Raw genomic sequence first — 14,018 nt, forward strand, 5'->3', positions numbered from 1 at the left:
CGACCAGTCGACCCGGAACAGAAAGCGTGGCCACGTGAACAGCGACGACAGGACGACCATCCTCCCGGCGAGCGGGGGCGGCGCCGGCAGCGACAGCGGGCACGGGGACCGCGGCCGCTCCGGTGGCCGGGCGGCGCGGCGGGCTGCCGAGCGGCACACCGGCCGGGGCCGCCGGGCGCGGCGGGGCGGCGGGATCGTGCCGGTGACCGCGGTCGTCGTCGCCGTGGCCGGGACGGGGCTGTTCGCCGCGCTGGCCGGCGCGGGCTACGCGGCGTACGGCGGCAAGCAGACCGACCGCGACATGGCGGGCCAGTCGCTGGCCGCCGACATGCTGATCTCCGCGGAGCTGGGCACGCACGACGGCATCCAGGTGCCCGGCGCCGGGGGGACGAACCCGGACGTTCCGCTGCCGGCCACCCCCACCGCCGCCGACCCGGCGGCCACCCAGGGCGCCTCCGCCACGCCGACCGCTCCGGCCTCCCCGACGGCTTCGGCCGCCGCCTCCCCGACGGCCGTCCCCACTCCCACGGCCTCCGCCGTCAAGGCGACCCCGACCGCCGCCGGTGCCTCCACCGCCGGCCAGGGCACCGCCAAGCGGGGCATCCCGGGGATGCCGGGGGGCGGCAGCTTCCCGGGGAGCGGGGGCATGCCTGGGGGAGGGGGCGTGCCGGCCGGCGGAGGCGCGGCCCCGTCGTACGCCCAGCAGGTCGTCGACCTGGTCAACGTCGAGCGCGGTAAGGCCGGCTGCGGGCCGGTCAGCGCCGAGCCCCGGCTGACGAGTGCGGCCCAGTCGCACAGCGACGACATGGCCGACCGCAACTACTTCGACCACGCCAGCCCCGAGGGCAAGCACGCCGACTACCGGATCGAGGCCGCCGGGTACAGCTGGAGCACCTGGGGCGAGAACATCGCCCGCGGCCAGAAGGACCCGGCCGCCGTGATGGACTCCTGGATGAACAGCCCCGGCCACCGGGCCAACATCCTGAACTGCGCGTTCAAGCAGCTCGGCGTGGGCGTGCGGACCGGCAACAACGGCCCGTGGTGGACCCAGGTGTTCGCCTCCCCGGCGTGAACCGTCCCTGAACCGTCCCTGAACCGACCCTGGTCCGGCCTCCGTTCGGCCCCGCTCCGACCGTGGTCCACGCCTGATCGTCCCGGCTTCCGCTCCTGCCCAGGCCCGGTCTGACCCTCAGACCGGGCCCGCCGATCCGGGCCGATTTTCCGATTCCGTGCACATTGTTGTTATCTGATCACTCCCCACGGGTCTCCGAGGAGGCAGCGGCGGACGGATACACGGCAACACGGAGTGCGGACCATGAACGCTGAGGTGCAGAACAGGACCGGGACCACCCTGGTGCTCGCGGCGCAGGCAGGTGACCGGCAGGCCCGGGAGGCGCTGGTCGCCGCCTGGCTGCCGCTCGTCTACAACGTGGCCGGCCGCGCCCTCGGCGGCCACGCCGACGTGGACGACGTCGCGCAGGAGACCATGATCCGGGCCCTGGACGGCCTGGACGGGCTCCGCGACCCGGAGTCCTTCCGGTCCTGGCTGGTCGCCATCACCATGAACCAGGTGCGCCGTCGGCACGCCGCCGGTCAGCAGCAGCCGACCGTCGGCGGCCTGGACGAGACCTGGGAGGTCGCCGACCCCCGGGCCGACTTCACCGACCTCACCATCCTGCGCCTCGGCCTGTCCGGCCAGCGCCGCGAGGTGGCCGAGGCCACCCGCTGGCTGGACCCCGACGACCGCGAGCTGCTCGCCCTCTGGTGGCTGGAGGCCGCCGGCGATCTGACCCGCGCCGAACTCGCCGAGGCCCTCGACCTGAGCCCGCAGCACACCGCCGTGCGCGTCCAGCGGATGAAGAAGCAGCTCGAAGCGGGCCGCATCGTCGTCCGCGCGCTCTGCGCCTACCCCCGCTGCCCCGGACTGACCGAGCTCACCGCGGGCTTCGACGGCACCCCGAACTCGGTCTGGCGCAAGCGCATCGCCCGTCACATCCGGGACTGCGCGGACTGCGGCGGCCTCGGCCGGGACCTGTTCCCGGCCGAAGGACTCCTGGCCGGCCTCGCCCTGGTGCCGATCCCGCTCGGCTCGCCCGTGCTGCTCCACTTCCAGCACACGGCAGCCGCCGTCGCCTCCTCGGCCGCCACCGGAGCGGGCTCGGGCGCGGGAGCCGGGGCCTCTACCGGTACCGGCGCGCACGCGGCGGCGGGAGGGCACGGCGGCTGGGCCGGCACCGCGGCCCGCAAGGCCGTCCTGGTGAGCGGCGCGGCCGCGGCGGTCGCCGTGACCACCCTCGCCCTGGTCTGGCCGCAGGCCGGCGAGCCGCCGCAGCCGACGGCACCCGAGCCCACCGCCCCGGCCGCGGCCCAGGACGTCCCGACGGCCGCCGCCGCACCCGCCGCCACCGCCCCGACACCGGTGCCGACCCCGCTGCCCGCGGAGAGCCCGACGCCCACGGCGACGGCCACACCGACCGCGACCCGCACCGCCACCGCGACACCGCAGCCCAACCCGGAGCGCCAGCTGGTGGACCTGGTCAACGCCGAACGCGCCAGGGCCGGCTGCGCCCCGCTGCGGATCGACCCCCGGCTGCACGGCTCGGCCCAGAAGCACGCGGACGACATGGCCATCCGCGGCTTCTTCGACCACGTCAACCCGGACGGTGTCCGGACCGAGGCCCGGATCACCGCCGCCGGCTACCGCTGGTCCCAGTGGGGCGAGAACCTCGACCGGGGCCCGACCACCCCGGCCGCCGTCTTCGCCCGCTGGATGGACGGCGGAATCCACCAGTCCAACATGCTCGACTGCGGATTCAAGGACATCGGCGTCGGCTTCGCCACCAACGCGGCCGGCACCCCCTACTGGACCCAGGACCTCGGAGCCCCGATGTCCTGAGCCATGGGCGGGGACTACGCCGGAGTGGCCGCCACCAGGCCGTTCGCCGACCCGGTCACGTAGCCCGTGGCATCCCCGAGGACGCCGCCCGCGTCACCGACCTGCCCGGGCACCAGGTCCGGAGCGCTGCTCAGCGGCCCGGGCAGTCCCTCCTGCCCGCCCACGGCACTGGCGTGCGCGCTCGGCGCGGTGAGGGAGGCCACGACACCGACGGCGATCGAGGCGACGGCAAGCATGCTGCGCTTCTTCATGGCCGGTCCAACGACGCTGCGCCGGAAGGGTTACGGCCAGGCGTGCCCGAGCGGCGTGCCCCACCGGCGGTCCTCAGTGGTGCCAGGGCAGCTGGACCGGATCAGTGGGGACACGCCCGGCCACCAGCTCGGCCGCCAACCCGGCCAGGCCGAGCGGGTAGACCGTCTCGCCGGTGGCCGCGAGGTCGGTGACGGACCACCAGCGATGGCCGGCGTGGTACGTGCGCTCGTTCGCCTCCTGGCCGCTGACGTCGACCTGGTGGCCCGTGACGCGAAGCCGGAAGAAGACGTCCCGGAAGATCCCTTCGGCCCAGCCGACATCCGCGTATCCGGAGGTCTCCGCGACGGCTGACCGCAAGGCCTCCGGCTCCACGGACAGGCCGGTCTCCTCGCGAAGCTCGCGGGCTGCCGCCTCTGCCAGGGTCTCCCCGTCCTCGACACCACCGCCGGGCGTGCACCATCCGTGACCGCTCTCGGGAGCGTCCGGGTCGACATGGAACTTCAGCAGGAGCAGGCGGTCCAGCTCGTCGATCAACAGGACACGGGCGGATTCGCGGCGGTAGCTTCCCTGATCGGACATGCCGGCAGCGTAACCCTGGACGGCCCGCGAGCCGACCGGGACTCTGCCGGGCGGCGGGCGGGCCGTGGGAACCACCATGGCCCCACCCGCCCCTGCCGGTCAGGGGCGTGCGAGCCGCGACCGGACGCACGGCGGCGCGCCGGGCGTGCACCAGCAGTCCCAGCCGCGCCGTCAGAGCGTTCCGGAGCCCCGCGCCACCGCGGGCCCGCCCGCCACCGCGGCCCCACCCTCCCAGAGCGACGCCCCGGGAACCGGCGCCCCGGGAGCCCCTGGAGCCGCCCCCGCCAGGCCCACCGGGCCCACCACCCAGTCCGGGTGACCGGGCATCGGCGGCGTCCGCAGCCCGTACAGCCAGTCGTCGAGGAAGCCCCGCAGGTCCTGGCCGGACACCGCCGAGGCCGTCCGCACGTAGTCCTCGGTGGTGGCGTTCCCGGACCGGTAGGTGCGCAGGAACGCCCGCTCGATCCGGTCGAAGGCGGCCGCCCCGACCTTCTCCCGGAGCGCGAACAGCACCAGCGCGCCGCCCGTGTACCGCTGGCTGTCGAAGAGGTCGGCGGCGGTGGGGGAGGCGACCGGCCCGGAGTCGTGCCGCCACTGGTCGCCCAGCCCGTAGAGGTAGCGCATCCGGTCGGTCAGCGTGGTGTGGCCCCAGGCGTCCGGCCATCCGCGCTCGTAGCGGTACACCAGTCCGTAGAAGTCGGCGTGGCCCTCGTTGAGCCAGAGGTCGGACCACCTGGCGGGGGAGACGCTGTTGCCGAACCAGGAATGGACCAGCTCGTGCATCATGTGCGAGCCGATCGCCGGCTCCGCCTGCCGCAGGAAGTTCGGCTTGTAGAGGGTGAGCGTCTGGGTCTCCAGGCCGGTGAAGGCGAACGCGGCCGGATCGTCCGTGTTGGCCGGCAGGAGCCCGTACGTCTCGAACGGGAAGGGCCCCAGGTGCGCTTCGGCCCAGGCGAGCTGGCCGGGGGTGAGGGCGAGCGCGGGTTCCAGTTCGGCGGCGCGCGCGGTCGGTACGACGTCGCGCAGCGGCAGGCCGTGCGGGCCGGTGCGCTCGCGCACGATGTAGTCGCCGACCGAGACCTGGACCAGCTCGGTGGCCATCGGCTCGCGGGACACGTACCGGCGGGTGGTGCGGCCGTCGCCGCGCCGTTCGGTGGCCGTCAACTCGCCGTTGGCGACGCCGAGGAGAGCGTCCGGGGCGGTCACGGAGATGGTGAACCGGGCCTTGTCGCTGGGGTGGTCGTTGCACGGGAAGACGGTGTGCGCGCTGTTCGGCTGGCCGGCCACCGCGAAGCCGTCCGGGGTGGGGACCCAGCCGGTGTGCGGCAGCGCGGCGCGCGGGTCGGCGGTGTACTCGACGGTCAGCCGGGCGACGGCGCCCGGGCGGAACGGCCTGGCCGGAGTGACCGTCAGCTTCTCGTCGTGGGCGGTGAAGCCCGCCGGCTGCCCGTCGACCCGGACGGCGCGCACGGCCAGGCCGAGCGCGTCCAGGTCCAGCCGGGCGAGCGTGCGGTCGGGCCGGACGGTGAGCACGGCCGTGCCGTCCACCGTCCGGGGCCCGTCCCGGTAGTCGAAGGCCAGGTCGTACCCGAGCACCCGGTACCCGGTGTTCCCGAGCGAGGGGAAGACCGGATCGCCCAGCCCGTCGGCGGCGCCGGCCGTCGGCACGCTCGCGGACAGCAGCACCGCGCTGAGCGCGAGTGACGGGACGAGCCGGGCGCGGGGCCTGAGAAGCCTGAAGGGCCTGAGGAGGCCGAGGGGCCTGGACAAGGGTGATCACCGCACTTCACGAGCGGGAGCGGAGGCGGAGCCCCCGGGGCGGGGAGAGCCTGGCCCACGGATGCTAGTGGACCGTCGGGCCGGCGCGGGCGCGATAGGTGCGGTCCGACGGCGCGGCGTGGTGCGACGGCGGAGCTCGGTCCGGCGACACACCGTGTCCCCCGGACGGCCCACGGTGATGGCGCGGCGCCCGTACGCGGTCTAACGTCAGGAGTGCATCGTCCCCTGACGGACGAGCCACGGCCGTCGGAAAACCTGGCCAGGTCCGGCGGCCGTACTTTCCTGCCCGGGCGCCGTGCGCCCGGAGGCACCCCGTAGGCTTGGCGGTCGAGACGACGCCCGCGTACCGGATGCCAGGAGCCGCCGTGACCAGCCCAGCCTCGCCCGTTCTGGTGATCGGCGAGTGCGTCGCCGACATCGTCCGAACGAGTGACGTCCCGGACCGGGTGCACCCCGGCGGCAGCCCCGCGAACGTCGCGTACGGCCTCGCCCGGCTGGGCCGCCCGGCCACCCTGCTCACCGAGCTGGGGCCGGACGCCAACGGCCGGCTGATCCGGCGGCACCTGGAGTCGGCGGGGGTGCGGGTCCGGGCCGCCGAGGTCGCCCGGACGCCCTCGGCGGTGGTGGAGCTGGACGGGCAGGGGCGGGCCCGCTACACCTTCGACATCCACTGGACGCTCCCGCCCACCGAACTCGCCGAGCCGCCCGCCGCGATCCACCTCGGTTCGATCGCCGCGGTGACCGAGCCCGGCGCGGGTTCGGTGCTGGCACTGGTGGAGCGCTGGCGCGGGCACGCGCGGATCAGCTACGACCCGAACGTGCGCCCGGCGCTGATGGGCGACCGGGCCGGGGCCGTCCGCCGGGTCGAGCGCTGGGTGGCGCTGAGCGACCTGGTCAAGGTCAGCGACGAGGACCTGGACTGGCTCTACCCGGGCGAGCGGCCCGAGGCGGTCGCCGAGCGCTGGCTGGCCCTCGGCCCGGCCGTGGTCGCGGTCACCCTCGGCGCCGAGGGCGCGTTCGCCCGCACCGCCGGGGGCGGACGCGCCGAGGCCGCGGCCCTTCCGGTGCCGGTCGCGGACACGGTCGGCGCCGGCGACGCCTTCATGGCCGCCTTCCTGCATGCCCACGCGGCGGCCGCCGATCTCGCGGCCTGCCTCACCCAGGCGGTGACGGCGGCGGCGCTGACCGTCGCGCGCCCGGGCGCCAACCCGCCCTCGGCGGCCGAACTCGCCGCCGCCCTGACGGACTGACCGGAGCCCTGCCGGCACGTCGGCGCGGTGTGAACCCGGTCCGTTCCCTCAGCGGCGATGCCGCTACTCGACGGGCGCGAGGTCCTTGCCGTACCAGACCTGGGCGTACGGCCCGCTGCTGTAGGCGGGGATCTCCCGGTACCCGTTGCGCAGGTAGAGCGCGCGGGCCTCGACCAGGTCGAGGCGGGTGTCGAGGACGATCCGCTCGGCGCCCAGGGAGCGGGCGGCCCGGTCGACGGCGGCCAGCAGCACGGCGCCGCCGCCGGTGCCGCGCAGGCCGGGGCGGACGAAGACCCGGGTGAGTTCGACGGTGGCGGCGTCGAGTCGCCGCAGGCCGGCGCAGGAGTGGGCGGCGCCGTCGTGGCGGCCGATCAGGAAGTGGCCGTCCGGGGCGGCGAGGTCGTCGCTGGGGGAGTCGGCCAGGCCGGACTCCAGCTCCTCGGGGGTGCCCTCCCGGTCGAAGTGCAGGCGGTAGTAGCGGTTGGCCACGTCGTAGTAGTACTCGCGCAGCAGGTCCAGGGCCTCGGGGGCGGTCACGTCGGCCGTGGTGACGGTCCAGAGGTCGGAGCGGCGGGGCGCGGTGTTCGTCATGCGCGCATGATCCAATTCGGGGGCCGTCGCCGCAATCGGTTTTCCCGGCGGCCCCGCCCGGCCCGCTCCGCCCCGGCCGTCGGGCCGACGGTCACCCGGTCGCCCCGCCACCCGGGCAAAGGAACGGCAAGGACCCGGTGCGTCGCTGCCCCGCACGGGTGACGCGGGGATTGGCGGTGGTGCACGGCAGGGGAGCAGTGCACCCATGAACAGACCATCAGTTTGTCGTAATAATGGGGGTTTGAGGGGAAGCCAGCACCACCGGGGCGGTGTACGGACCGGCCTGCTGGCCGCCGTCTGCCTCTCCGCCGTCCTCGCCGGCTGCGCCGCTCCGGCCGCTCCCGCCGGGCCGAAGGCCGCCCCGGCGCCCGAGGCGAACGGGGCGCCCGAGGCGAACGCGGCGCCCGCCGCCCCGGACGCCGACCACGCCGGCACCCCGCCCCTGGCGGAGGAGGCGAACAGCGCCGAGGCCGTGGCCCGTCAGGAGGCGGCCGCCCAGCACTGGGGCCTGGAGCGCCCGCCGCTGAAGGCCCCGCCGCGTCCGGCGACCAAGCCCGAGCTCACCCCGGTGCAGGGCGTCAAGCTCGCTGACGGTCGCCCGCCCGTCGTCTTCCGGGTGCCGACCGACGACAAGGTGGTCTTCCTGACCGTCGACGACGGTGACGAGAAGGACCCCGAGTTCTCCCGGATGGCCGCGGACCTGGGCATCCCGCTCAGCACCTACGTCTCCGACTACCTCGCCCGCGAGAACTACGGCTACTTCCGCGACCTGCACGCCCAGGGCGTGGAGATCAACAACCACACGATCAACCACCGCAACCTGAAGGTGCTGGACTACGACACCCAGCGCGAGGAGATCTGCACCCAGCAGGACCAGCTGGAGAAGCAGATCGGCGTCCGCCCCCGGCTGTTCCGGCCGCCGTACGGCGAGTACAACGACGACACCCTGCGCGCGGCGGCCTCCTGCGGGGTGCAGGCGGTGCCGATGTGGAACGAGGAGGCCTTCCCGGACCACATGGAGTGGCGCTACGACGACCGGAAGCTGCACCCGGGCGACATCATCCTGACCCACTTCCGGGGCACCGACATCTGGAAGGCCTCGATGCCGGACCTGCTGCGCAAGGTCGTCAACGACGTCACCGCGCAGGGCTTCGCGCTGGCCCGGCTGGACGACTACCTGTAGCGGCGGCCCGGAGCGGCCACCCGACCGCGGCCGCCGCGGGTCGGGTGGCTCAGCCGAGCGAGAGGGCGTCCAGGTACACCCAGGCGCCCTCGTGCCGCACGAAGCGGCTGTTCTCGCTGAGCACGCCCTCCTCGCCGCCCTCCGTCCAGTGCGCCCGGAAGGCGACGGTGCCCTGCGCGTGGAAGGCGCCGCCCTCGGTGGTGTCGACCACCTCCAGCCCGGTCCAGCGCAGCCCCGGGTCGAAGTCGACCTCGGCCGGCCGGGTGTCCGGGTGCCAGGTGCGCAGCAGGTACGCCTCGTCCTGCGCGGCGAAGGCGCTGAACCGGGAGCGCATCAGCGACTCGGCGGTGGTGGCCGCCGACTGGCCCCGGTGCAGCCGGCCGCAGCAGTCGCCGTAGGCGGCGGGCAGGCCGCACGGGCAGGGGGACGAGGGCAGCAGCCGGGGCGCGGCGGCGCGGGGCGCGGAACGACGTCGGGACATGCCGCCATTCTCCCCCACCCGTCCGGCGCCTCCCCGGCGGCCCCGCGGACGGCGGGTACGGGCCCGTCCGCGTCGTCGTGGAACCCGTCGCCGGGGAGCCCGTCCGCGGGTGCCCGTCCTCAGGAGGAGGCGGCGCCGAACCAGGTGCGCAGCGCCCGGGCCAGCCCCTCCCGGTCCGCCCGGTCGGGCCCGGTCGCCCAGGCGACGTAGCCGTCCGGGCGCAGCAGCAGGGCGCCGGCCGGCGGCTGCGGGCAGTCGGCCGTGACGAGGTCGACCCGGTCCTTCCAGCCCGCCGCCGGGTCCGCGAGGCCGAGCCGGCCGCCGGTGAGGTCGACGATCAACGGGCGTCCGGTGCGGGCGAGTTCGGCGATCCGGGCGGGGCCGTTCGGGGTGGTCGCCGCGAGCTCCGGCACGAACCGCCCGGCCAGCGGGTGCGGGCAGCCGACGTCGTGGCGGACGTCGCTGCCGGCCATCAGCGCGGCGATCCGGCCGAGGTTGTCCGGGTGCGCCAGCAGCTCGTCGAACAGGGCGCGCACCGCGGTGGTCCCGGGGCCGGGGGCCATCAGGGCGGTCTGGGCCTGGGAGTGCATGAACACCCGCTCGCCGACCGGGCGGCGCTCGTTCTGGTAGCTGTCCAGCAGGCCGGGCGGGGCCCAGCCGTGCAGGTCGGCGGCGAGCTTCCAGCCGAGGTTGGCGGCGTCCTGGAGGCCGAGGTTGAGGCCCGGGCCGCCGGTCGCGGCGTGCACGTGGGCGGCGTCGCCGACGAGCAGGACCCGGCCGTCGCGGTAGCGCTCGGCGAGCCGGGTGTTGTGGCCGACGGTGCGGCGCGGGGTGAACGGTCCGGCGGTACGGGCCGGGGCGAGCGGCAGGTCGGCGCCGGTCACCCGGCGGACGCTGGCGCGCAGCTCGTCCAGGGTCAGCGGGGTCCGCTGGTCCACCGGCGGGCCGCCCCACTCCATGGTGGCGATCATGACGGCGTCCGGGCCGAACGGGGAGATGACGAACACGCCGTGGTCGGTGCGGGTGTGGGTGTAGACGCGGAACGGGGTCGGGCAGCCGGGCAGCAGGACGTCGCCGTTGTCGGTGGTGCGCAGCCCCTCGGGCGGCAGCACGTGCGCGATGCGGGAGACGGGGTCGGGCGAGGTGACGCCGGGGAAGCCGATCCCGGCGAGTTTGCGGACGGTGCTGCGGCCGCCGTCCGCGCCGACCAGGTAGCGGGCGCGCAACTGTCCGGCGCCGTCGGGTCCTCGGACGTCGACGGTCACCCCGGTCGGGTCCTGGCGCAGGCCGGTGACCTCGCGGTCGCGGCGCACGGTGACGCCCAGGTCGAGGAGGCGTTCCTCCAGTACCTCCTCGATCCGGTGCTGGGGTACGGGCACGGCGTGCAGCGGGTTCCGGTCGAGCCGGTGCAGTTCCAGCGGGAAGGCGCCGAACACGAAGCGCGGTACGGGCCGCGGCGCGCCCGGGACGCCGCTGAGCGGCTGGTACAGGCCGCGGTGGTCGAGCAGCCGGAGCACCTGGCCGACCAGCCCGTTGGCCTTCTGCTCGCCCGAGCGCGCGGGCAGCCGGTCCAGGACCACCGGCCGGATTCCGGCCAGCGCCAGTTCACCGGCCAGGAACAGCCCGACCGGGCCGGCGCCGACGATGACGACATCGCTGTTCATCTCAAGTCCCCGTTCATGTCGAATGCCCCTCGGATGCGGCGGGTTCACCGTGACGAAGGATCGGGCAGCCCGGCCGCCAGCTGGCGCAGCGCCTCGGTGAGCAGCGGCTGGAACGGCACCACCGGGTCGGCGGCCAGGTAGTGCTCGTTGGCGGCCTGCAGCGCGGAGAGCGCGGCCGAGGCGACCAGGTTCGGGTAGAGGTCCCGGTCGGCGTCGGTCCCGGTCCGGGCGGCCACCGCCGCCGCCAGCTCCCTCCGGACCCCGGCGCTGTCGCGGAGCAGTTCGGCCTGGAGCGCCGGTTCGCGCAGCAGCAGCCGCACGGCAGCGGTCCAGCGCGGGTCGGGTTCCTCGGGCGCGCCGACGTACGGTGCGACGAGGGAGCGGGTCAGCGCCTCCCACAGCGGCTCCTGCGCCGGGCGGGCCCGCAGCTCCCCGGCGGCCTGCAGGACCCGGTCGCGGTGCCGGGAGACGATCGCCTCGGCCTTGCTGGAGAAGTAGTTGTTGTAGGTGCGCGGGGAGACCCCGGCCGCGGCCGCGATGTCCTCCACCCGGACGTTCTCCAGCCCCCGCTCCACCGCGAGCCGCAGTGCGGCCCAGCCCAGTGCCTCCCGCGTCGCGGCCTTCTTCCGTTCCCGCAGGCCGGGCTGGTCCTTCGTCATGGCCACCACTGTCCCGCGAAAGGTGCGCGGTGCGCAATAGTGCGCGGCACGCAAGTTTTTCCCGGCCGCGCGGGCTGTGGCGAGCCGCCCGCCACCTGCGGTTTGTCGCTGGTAGTAGTTGCCTGGTCGCGGAGCGATCCCCGTCGGGAGCCCGACCCCGCAGGCTTTCCGGCGGGACGACTCGACAGGACTGGAGGAGCGGTCATGGGTGGCAGACAGCGTCCGCCGAGAGCGCGGACGCCCCGTCAGGGCAGGCCCGCCGGCGTCGGTGCCCGGGTGAACTCCCGGGCGGAGTTCGCCCGCATCGAGGGGTTCCTGGCCTGGGAGGCGGAGGTCGCGGCGGCCGAACGGGACGCCCGCGCGTTCGTCGCGCAGTTCCCGTGGCTGCCGGCGGCGGAGCGGGAGAGCCTCGAACAGGCCTACGCCGCCGACCGGTTGCGCTACGCCGAGGAGGTCGTCGACCGCGCGGTCGAGCGCTGCCGCCGGCTGGCCGCCCGGTACCGCGTCGAGTGCCGCCGGATCTGCGCCCGCTGGGCGGCGCTCTGCCTCTCCGTCACCGTGACGGCGGCGCTGTTCGCCGTGGTCCCGGCCGTCCTGCGCGGCTGAGCGGCCCGGGCCCGCCGTCGACGGGCCCCGGCACGACGAGGGCCCGCCGCACCGTTCCCGGTGCGGCGGGCCCTTTCCAGGTGCGGGAGGGGATCAGTGGTGGCCGTGGCCGCTGCCGATCTCCTCGTGCTCCTCGACGGTGGGCTTGGCGATCTGGCTGTACTCGCCGTAGAAGCCGCGGGAGAGCTTGACCCGCGCGCGGGTCCACAGCCCGGCCTTGCGGGCCACGCCGTTCTCGTCCACCTCGGGCGGCAGCTCGGAGGGCTGCGGCTGGTCGTGCGAGGTGAGGGTGTAGAGCCGGCCCTTCGGCAGCGGGGCGTGCACCTCGACGAACTCGCCGTGCTGGAGGCGGTTGATGACGCCGGTCTCCCGGCCGTGCAGCACCTTCTCCTTGTCCCGCCGCTGGAGGCCCAGGCACCAGCGCTTGGTGATCACGAACACGACGACCGGCACGGTGAAGAAGCCGATCCGCACCGCGTAGGTGATCGCGTTGATCGAGAGGTGGAAGTGGGTGGCCAGCAGGTCGTTGCCGCCGCCGGCCAGCAGGATCAGGTAGAGGCTGATCCAGGCCGCGCCGAAGGCGGTGCGGACCGGGGCGTTGCGCGGCCGGTCGGCGATGTGGTGCTCGCCCCGGTCCCCGGTGATCCAGGCCTCCAGGAACGGGTAGCACCAGATGGCCAGCAGGACGGTCGGGAAGACCATCAGCGGGACGAACACCCCGAGGTTGAGGGTGTGGCCGCCCCAGACGCTGATCTCCCAGCCGGGCATCACGCGGATCAGGCCCTCGGAGAAGCCCATGTACCAGTCGGGCTGGGCGTTGGTGGTCACCTGGTCCGGTCGGTACGGGCCGTACATCCAGATCGGGTTGACGGTGGCGATCGCCGCCATCACCGAGACCACGCCGAAGACCAGGAAGAAGAAGCCGCCCGCCTTGGCGGTGTAGACCGGCAGCAGCGGCATGCCGACCACGTTGCTGTTGGTCCGGCCGGGCCCGGCGAACTGGGTGTGCTTGTGGTAGAAGACCAGGATCAGGTGCGCCGCCAGCAGGCCCACCATGATCCCGGGGATCAGCAGGACGTGGACGGTGAACAGCCGGGGGATGATGTCGTGCCCCGGGAACTCGCCGCCGTACAGGAAGAACTGCAGGTACGTCCCGACGATCGGGACGGCGAGGACCGCGCCCTCCATGAAGCGGATGCCGGTGCCGGAGAGCAGGTCGTCGGGCAGCGAGTAGCCCATGAAGCCGTCGAACATGCCGAGGATCAGCAGGAGCGCCCCGAAGACCCAGTTGATCTCGCGCGGCTTGCGGAACGCGCCGGTGAAGAAGACGCGCATCATGTGGGTCAGCATCGAGGCGACGAACACGATCGCGGCCCAGTGGTGGATCTGGCGCATCAGCAGGCCGCCGCGCACGTCGAAGCTGATCTTGACGGTAGAGGAGAAGGCCTCGGACATCGGGATGCCCCTGAGCGGGACGTACGACCCGTCGTAGACGACCTCGCCCATGCTCGGCACGAAGAACAGGGTGAGCCAGACGCCGGTGAGGATGATGATGACGAAGGTGTAGAGCGCGATCTCGCCCAGCATGAAGGACCAGTGGTCGGGAAAGATCTTGCGCAGGTTGGCCTTGGCCAGGGAGTAGATGCCGAGCCGGCCGTCCGCCCAGTCGGCGAGCGCCTCGGCCTTGTTGGCGGGGTCGGCGCGCGTGGTGGTCACCGGTCCCGGCTGCGACTGCTGGTCGGCTCTCACGACGGGCTCCCCGGCGTCCGCGGCGTACCGTGCCGGAGGCCCGCCGGCGGGAACGGCGGCCGGCGAAGTGTTGTGATCATGGGACCTCTCGATACGGGCCCGCCGGCGGGACCGGCGCGCGGACCAGCTGTTCCGCTGGGCCCGTTGCTCAGGGTGATGGAGCGCTTACTCTGTCATGCTGTCGGCAGGGGGCCGACTGTGCACGTCCATCGGCCCGTCCGGCCGTGCGTGTCGGGCCGGACGGGGGTTCCTGACGCCCGATCGGCTGGCCGCCGCTCGGCCCAACGGGTGCCGATGCTGCGGTCGGGTGCCGCTGAAGCGTTTCGGCG

General features: G+C 74.5%; 13 protein-coding genes. 5 read left to right on the forward strand and 8 right to left on the reverse strand.

Going from position 1 to position 14,018, the window contains the following annotated elements:
* Positions 1–34 precede the first annotated feature (34 nt).
* Positions 35–1,072, forward strand: a complete 1,038-nt coding sequence (locus ACFY4B_RS24985; protein ID WP_387971092.1) for a CAP domain-containing protein — start codon at positions 35–37, stop codon at positions 1,070–1,072.
* A gap of 243 nt (positions 1,073–1,315) precedes the next feature.
* Positions 1,316–2,896: a sigma-70 family RNA polymerase sigma factor gene (locus ACFY4B_RS24990; protein ID WP_387971095.1), complete on the forward strand. Its 1,581-nt coding sequence runs from the start codon at positions 1,316–1,318 to the stop codon at positions 2,894–2,896.
* Between the two features lie 14 nt (positions 2,897–2,910).
* Here ACFY4B_RS24990 and ACFY4B_RS24995 read toward each other — a convergent pair whose 3' ends face one another.
* The 3 genes from ACFY4B_RS24995 to ACFY4B_RS25005 all read right to left on the reverse strand — a co-directional run bounded on the left by ACFY4B_RS24995 (position 2,911) and on the right by ACFY4B_RS25005 (position 5,497).
* Positions 2,911–3,147 carry a hypothetical protein gene (locus ACFY4B_RS24995; RefSeq protein ID WP_049659354.1) on the reverse strand — a complete coding sequence of 79 codons (237 nt, stop codon included), beginning with the start codon at positions 3,145–3,147 and terminating at the stop codon, positions 2,911–2,913.
* Positions 3,148–3,220: 73 nt separating this feature from the next.
* Positions 3,221–3,727, reverse strand: a complete 507-nt coding sequence (locus tag ACFY4B_RS25000) for an NUDIX hydrolase (RefSeq protein WP_074003825.1) — start codon at positions 3,725–3,727, stop codon at positions 3,221–3,223.
* A gap of 171 nt (positions 3,728–3,898) precedes the next feature.
* Positions 3,899–5,497 carry a M1 family metallopeptidase gene (locus tag ACFY4B_RS25005; RefSeq protein WP_387971098.1) on the reverse strand — a complete coding sequence of 533 codons (1,599 nt, stop codon included), beginning with the start codon at positions 5,495–5,497 and terminating at the stop codon, positions 3,899–3,901.
* A 374-nt stretch (positions 5,498–5,871) separates the two neighbouring features.
* On the opposite strand from ACFY4B_RS25005, the gene ACFY4B_RS25010 reads away from it, so the two are divergent.
* On the forward strand, positions 5,872–6,756 hold the full coding sequence (locus tag ACFY4B_RS25010) for a carbohydrate kinase (RefSeq protein ID WP_387971101.1): 885 nt from the start codon (positions 5,872–5,874) through the stop codon (positions 6,754–6,756).
* Between the two features lie 63 nt (positions 6,757–6,819).
* Here ACFY4B_RS25010 and ACFY4B_RS25015 read toward each other — a convergent pair whose 3' ends face one another.
* Positions 6,820–7,347 carry a GNAT family N-acetyltransferase gene (locus tag ACFY4B_RS25015; RefSeq protein ID WP_117486546.1) on the reverse strand — a complete coding sequence of 176 codons (528 nt, stop codon included), beginning with the start codon at positions 7,345–7,347 and terminating at the stop codon, positions 6,820–6,822.
* 241 nt (positions 7,348–7,588) lie between these two features.
* Between ACFY4B_RS25015 and ACFY4B_RS25020 the strand changes: the two genes are divergently transcribed.
* Positions 7,589–8,530: a polysaccharide deacetylase family protein gene (locus ACFY4B_RS25020; protein ID WP_387971104.1), complete on the forward strand. Its 942-nt coding sequence runs from the start codon at positions 7,589–7,591 to the stop codon at positions 8,528–8,530.
* Positions 8,531–8,579: 49 nt separating this feature from the next.
* Here ACFY4B_RS25020 and ACFY4B_RS25025 read toward each other — a convergent pair whose 3' ends face one another.
* From ACFY4B_RS25025 to ACFY4B_RS25035, 3 genes are all read right to left on the reverse strand, one after another.
* A complete protein-coding gene (locus ACFY4B_RS25025; protein WP_387971107.1) occupies positions 8,580–9,011 on the reverse strand; it encodes a YchJ family protein in 432 nt (143 codons plus the stop codon).
* Between the two features lie 119 nt (positions 9,012–9,130).
* Positions 9,131–10,675: an FAD-dependent monooxygenase gene (locus tag ACFY4B_RS25030; protein ID WP_387971110.1), complete on the reverse strand. Its 1,545-nt coding sequence runs from the start codon at positions 10,673–10,675 to the stop codon at positions 9,131–9,133.
* 44 nt (positions 10,676–10,719) lie between these two features.
* Positions 10,720–11,334, reverse strand: coding sequence for a TetR family transcriptional regulator (locus ACFY4B_RS25035; protein WP_049657124.1), 615 nt, complete (start codon positions 11,332–11,334; stop codon positions 10,720–10,722).
* A gap of 204 nt (positions 11,335–11,538) precedes the next feature.
* Here ACFY4B_RS25035 and ACFY4B_RS25040 point away from each other — a divergent pair, with 204 nt between their 5' ends.
* Entirely contained in the window at positions 11,539–11,940 is a 402-nt protein-coding gene (locus ACFY4B_RS25040; RefSeq protein ID WP_375874991.1) for a cytochrome C oxidase subunit I, read from the forward strand.
* A 93-nt stretch (positions 11,941–12,033) separates the two neighbouring features.
* Here ACFY4B_RS25040 and ACFY4B_RS25045 read toward each other — a convergent pair whose 3' ends face one another.
* Entirely contained in the window at positions 12,034–13,656 is a 1,623-nt protein-coding gene (locus ACFY4B_RS25045) for a ubiquinol-cytochrome c reductase cytochrome b subunit (protein ID WP_074003822.1), read from the reverse strand.
* Positions 13,657–14,018: the final 362 nt, after the last annotated feature.

Origin of the sequence: Kitasatospora sp. NPDC001261, from assembly GCF_042896795.1 — a bacterium.
GTDB lineage: Bacteria > Actinomycetota > Actinomycetes > Streptomycetales > Streptomycetaceae > Kitasatospora.

Bases quoted from the DNA above. Each gene is read 5' to 3' on its own strand.
- ACFY4B_RS25030 (WP_387971110.1), bottom strand. From the start codon at position 10,675: ATGAACAGCGATGTCGTCATCGTCGGCGCCGGCCCGGTCGGGCTGTTC.
- ACFY4B_RS24995 (WP_049659354.1), bottom strand. From the start codon at position 3,147: ATGAAGAAGCGCAGCATGCTTGCCGTCGCCTCGATCGCCGTCGGTGTC.
- ACFY4B_RS25015 (WP_117486546.1), bottom strand. From the start codon at position 7,347: ATGACGAACACCGCGCCCCGCCGCTCCGACCTCTGGACCGTCACCACG.
- ACFY4B_RS25035 (WP_049657124.1), bottom strand. From the start codon at position 11,334: ATGACGAAGGACCAGCCCGGCCTGCGGGAACGGAAGAAGGCCGCGACG.
- ACFY4B_RS25040 (WP_375874991.1), top strand. From the start codon at position 11,539: ATGGGTGGCAGACAGCGTCCGCCGAGAGCGCGGACGCCCCGTCAGGGC.
- ACFY4B_RS25000 (WP_074003825.1), bottom strand. From the start codon at position 3,727: ATGTCCGATCAGGGAAGCTACCGCCGCGAATCCGCCCGTGTCCTGTTG.
- ACFY4B_RS24990 (WP_387971095.1), top strand. From the start codon at position 1,316: ATGAACGCTGAGGTGCAGAACAGGACCGGGACCACCCTGGTGCTCGCG.
- ACFY4B_RS25025 (WP_387971107.1), bottom strand. From the start codon at position 9,011: ATGTCCCGACGTCGTTCCGCGCCCCGCGCCGCCGCGCCCCGGCTGCTG.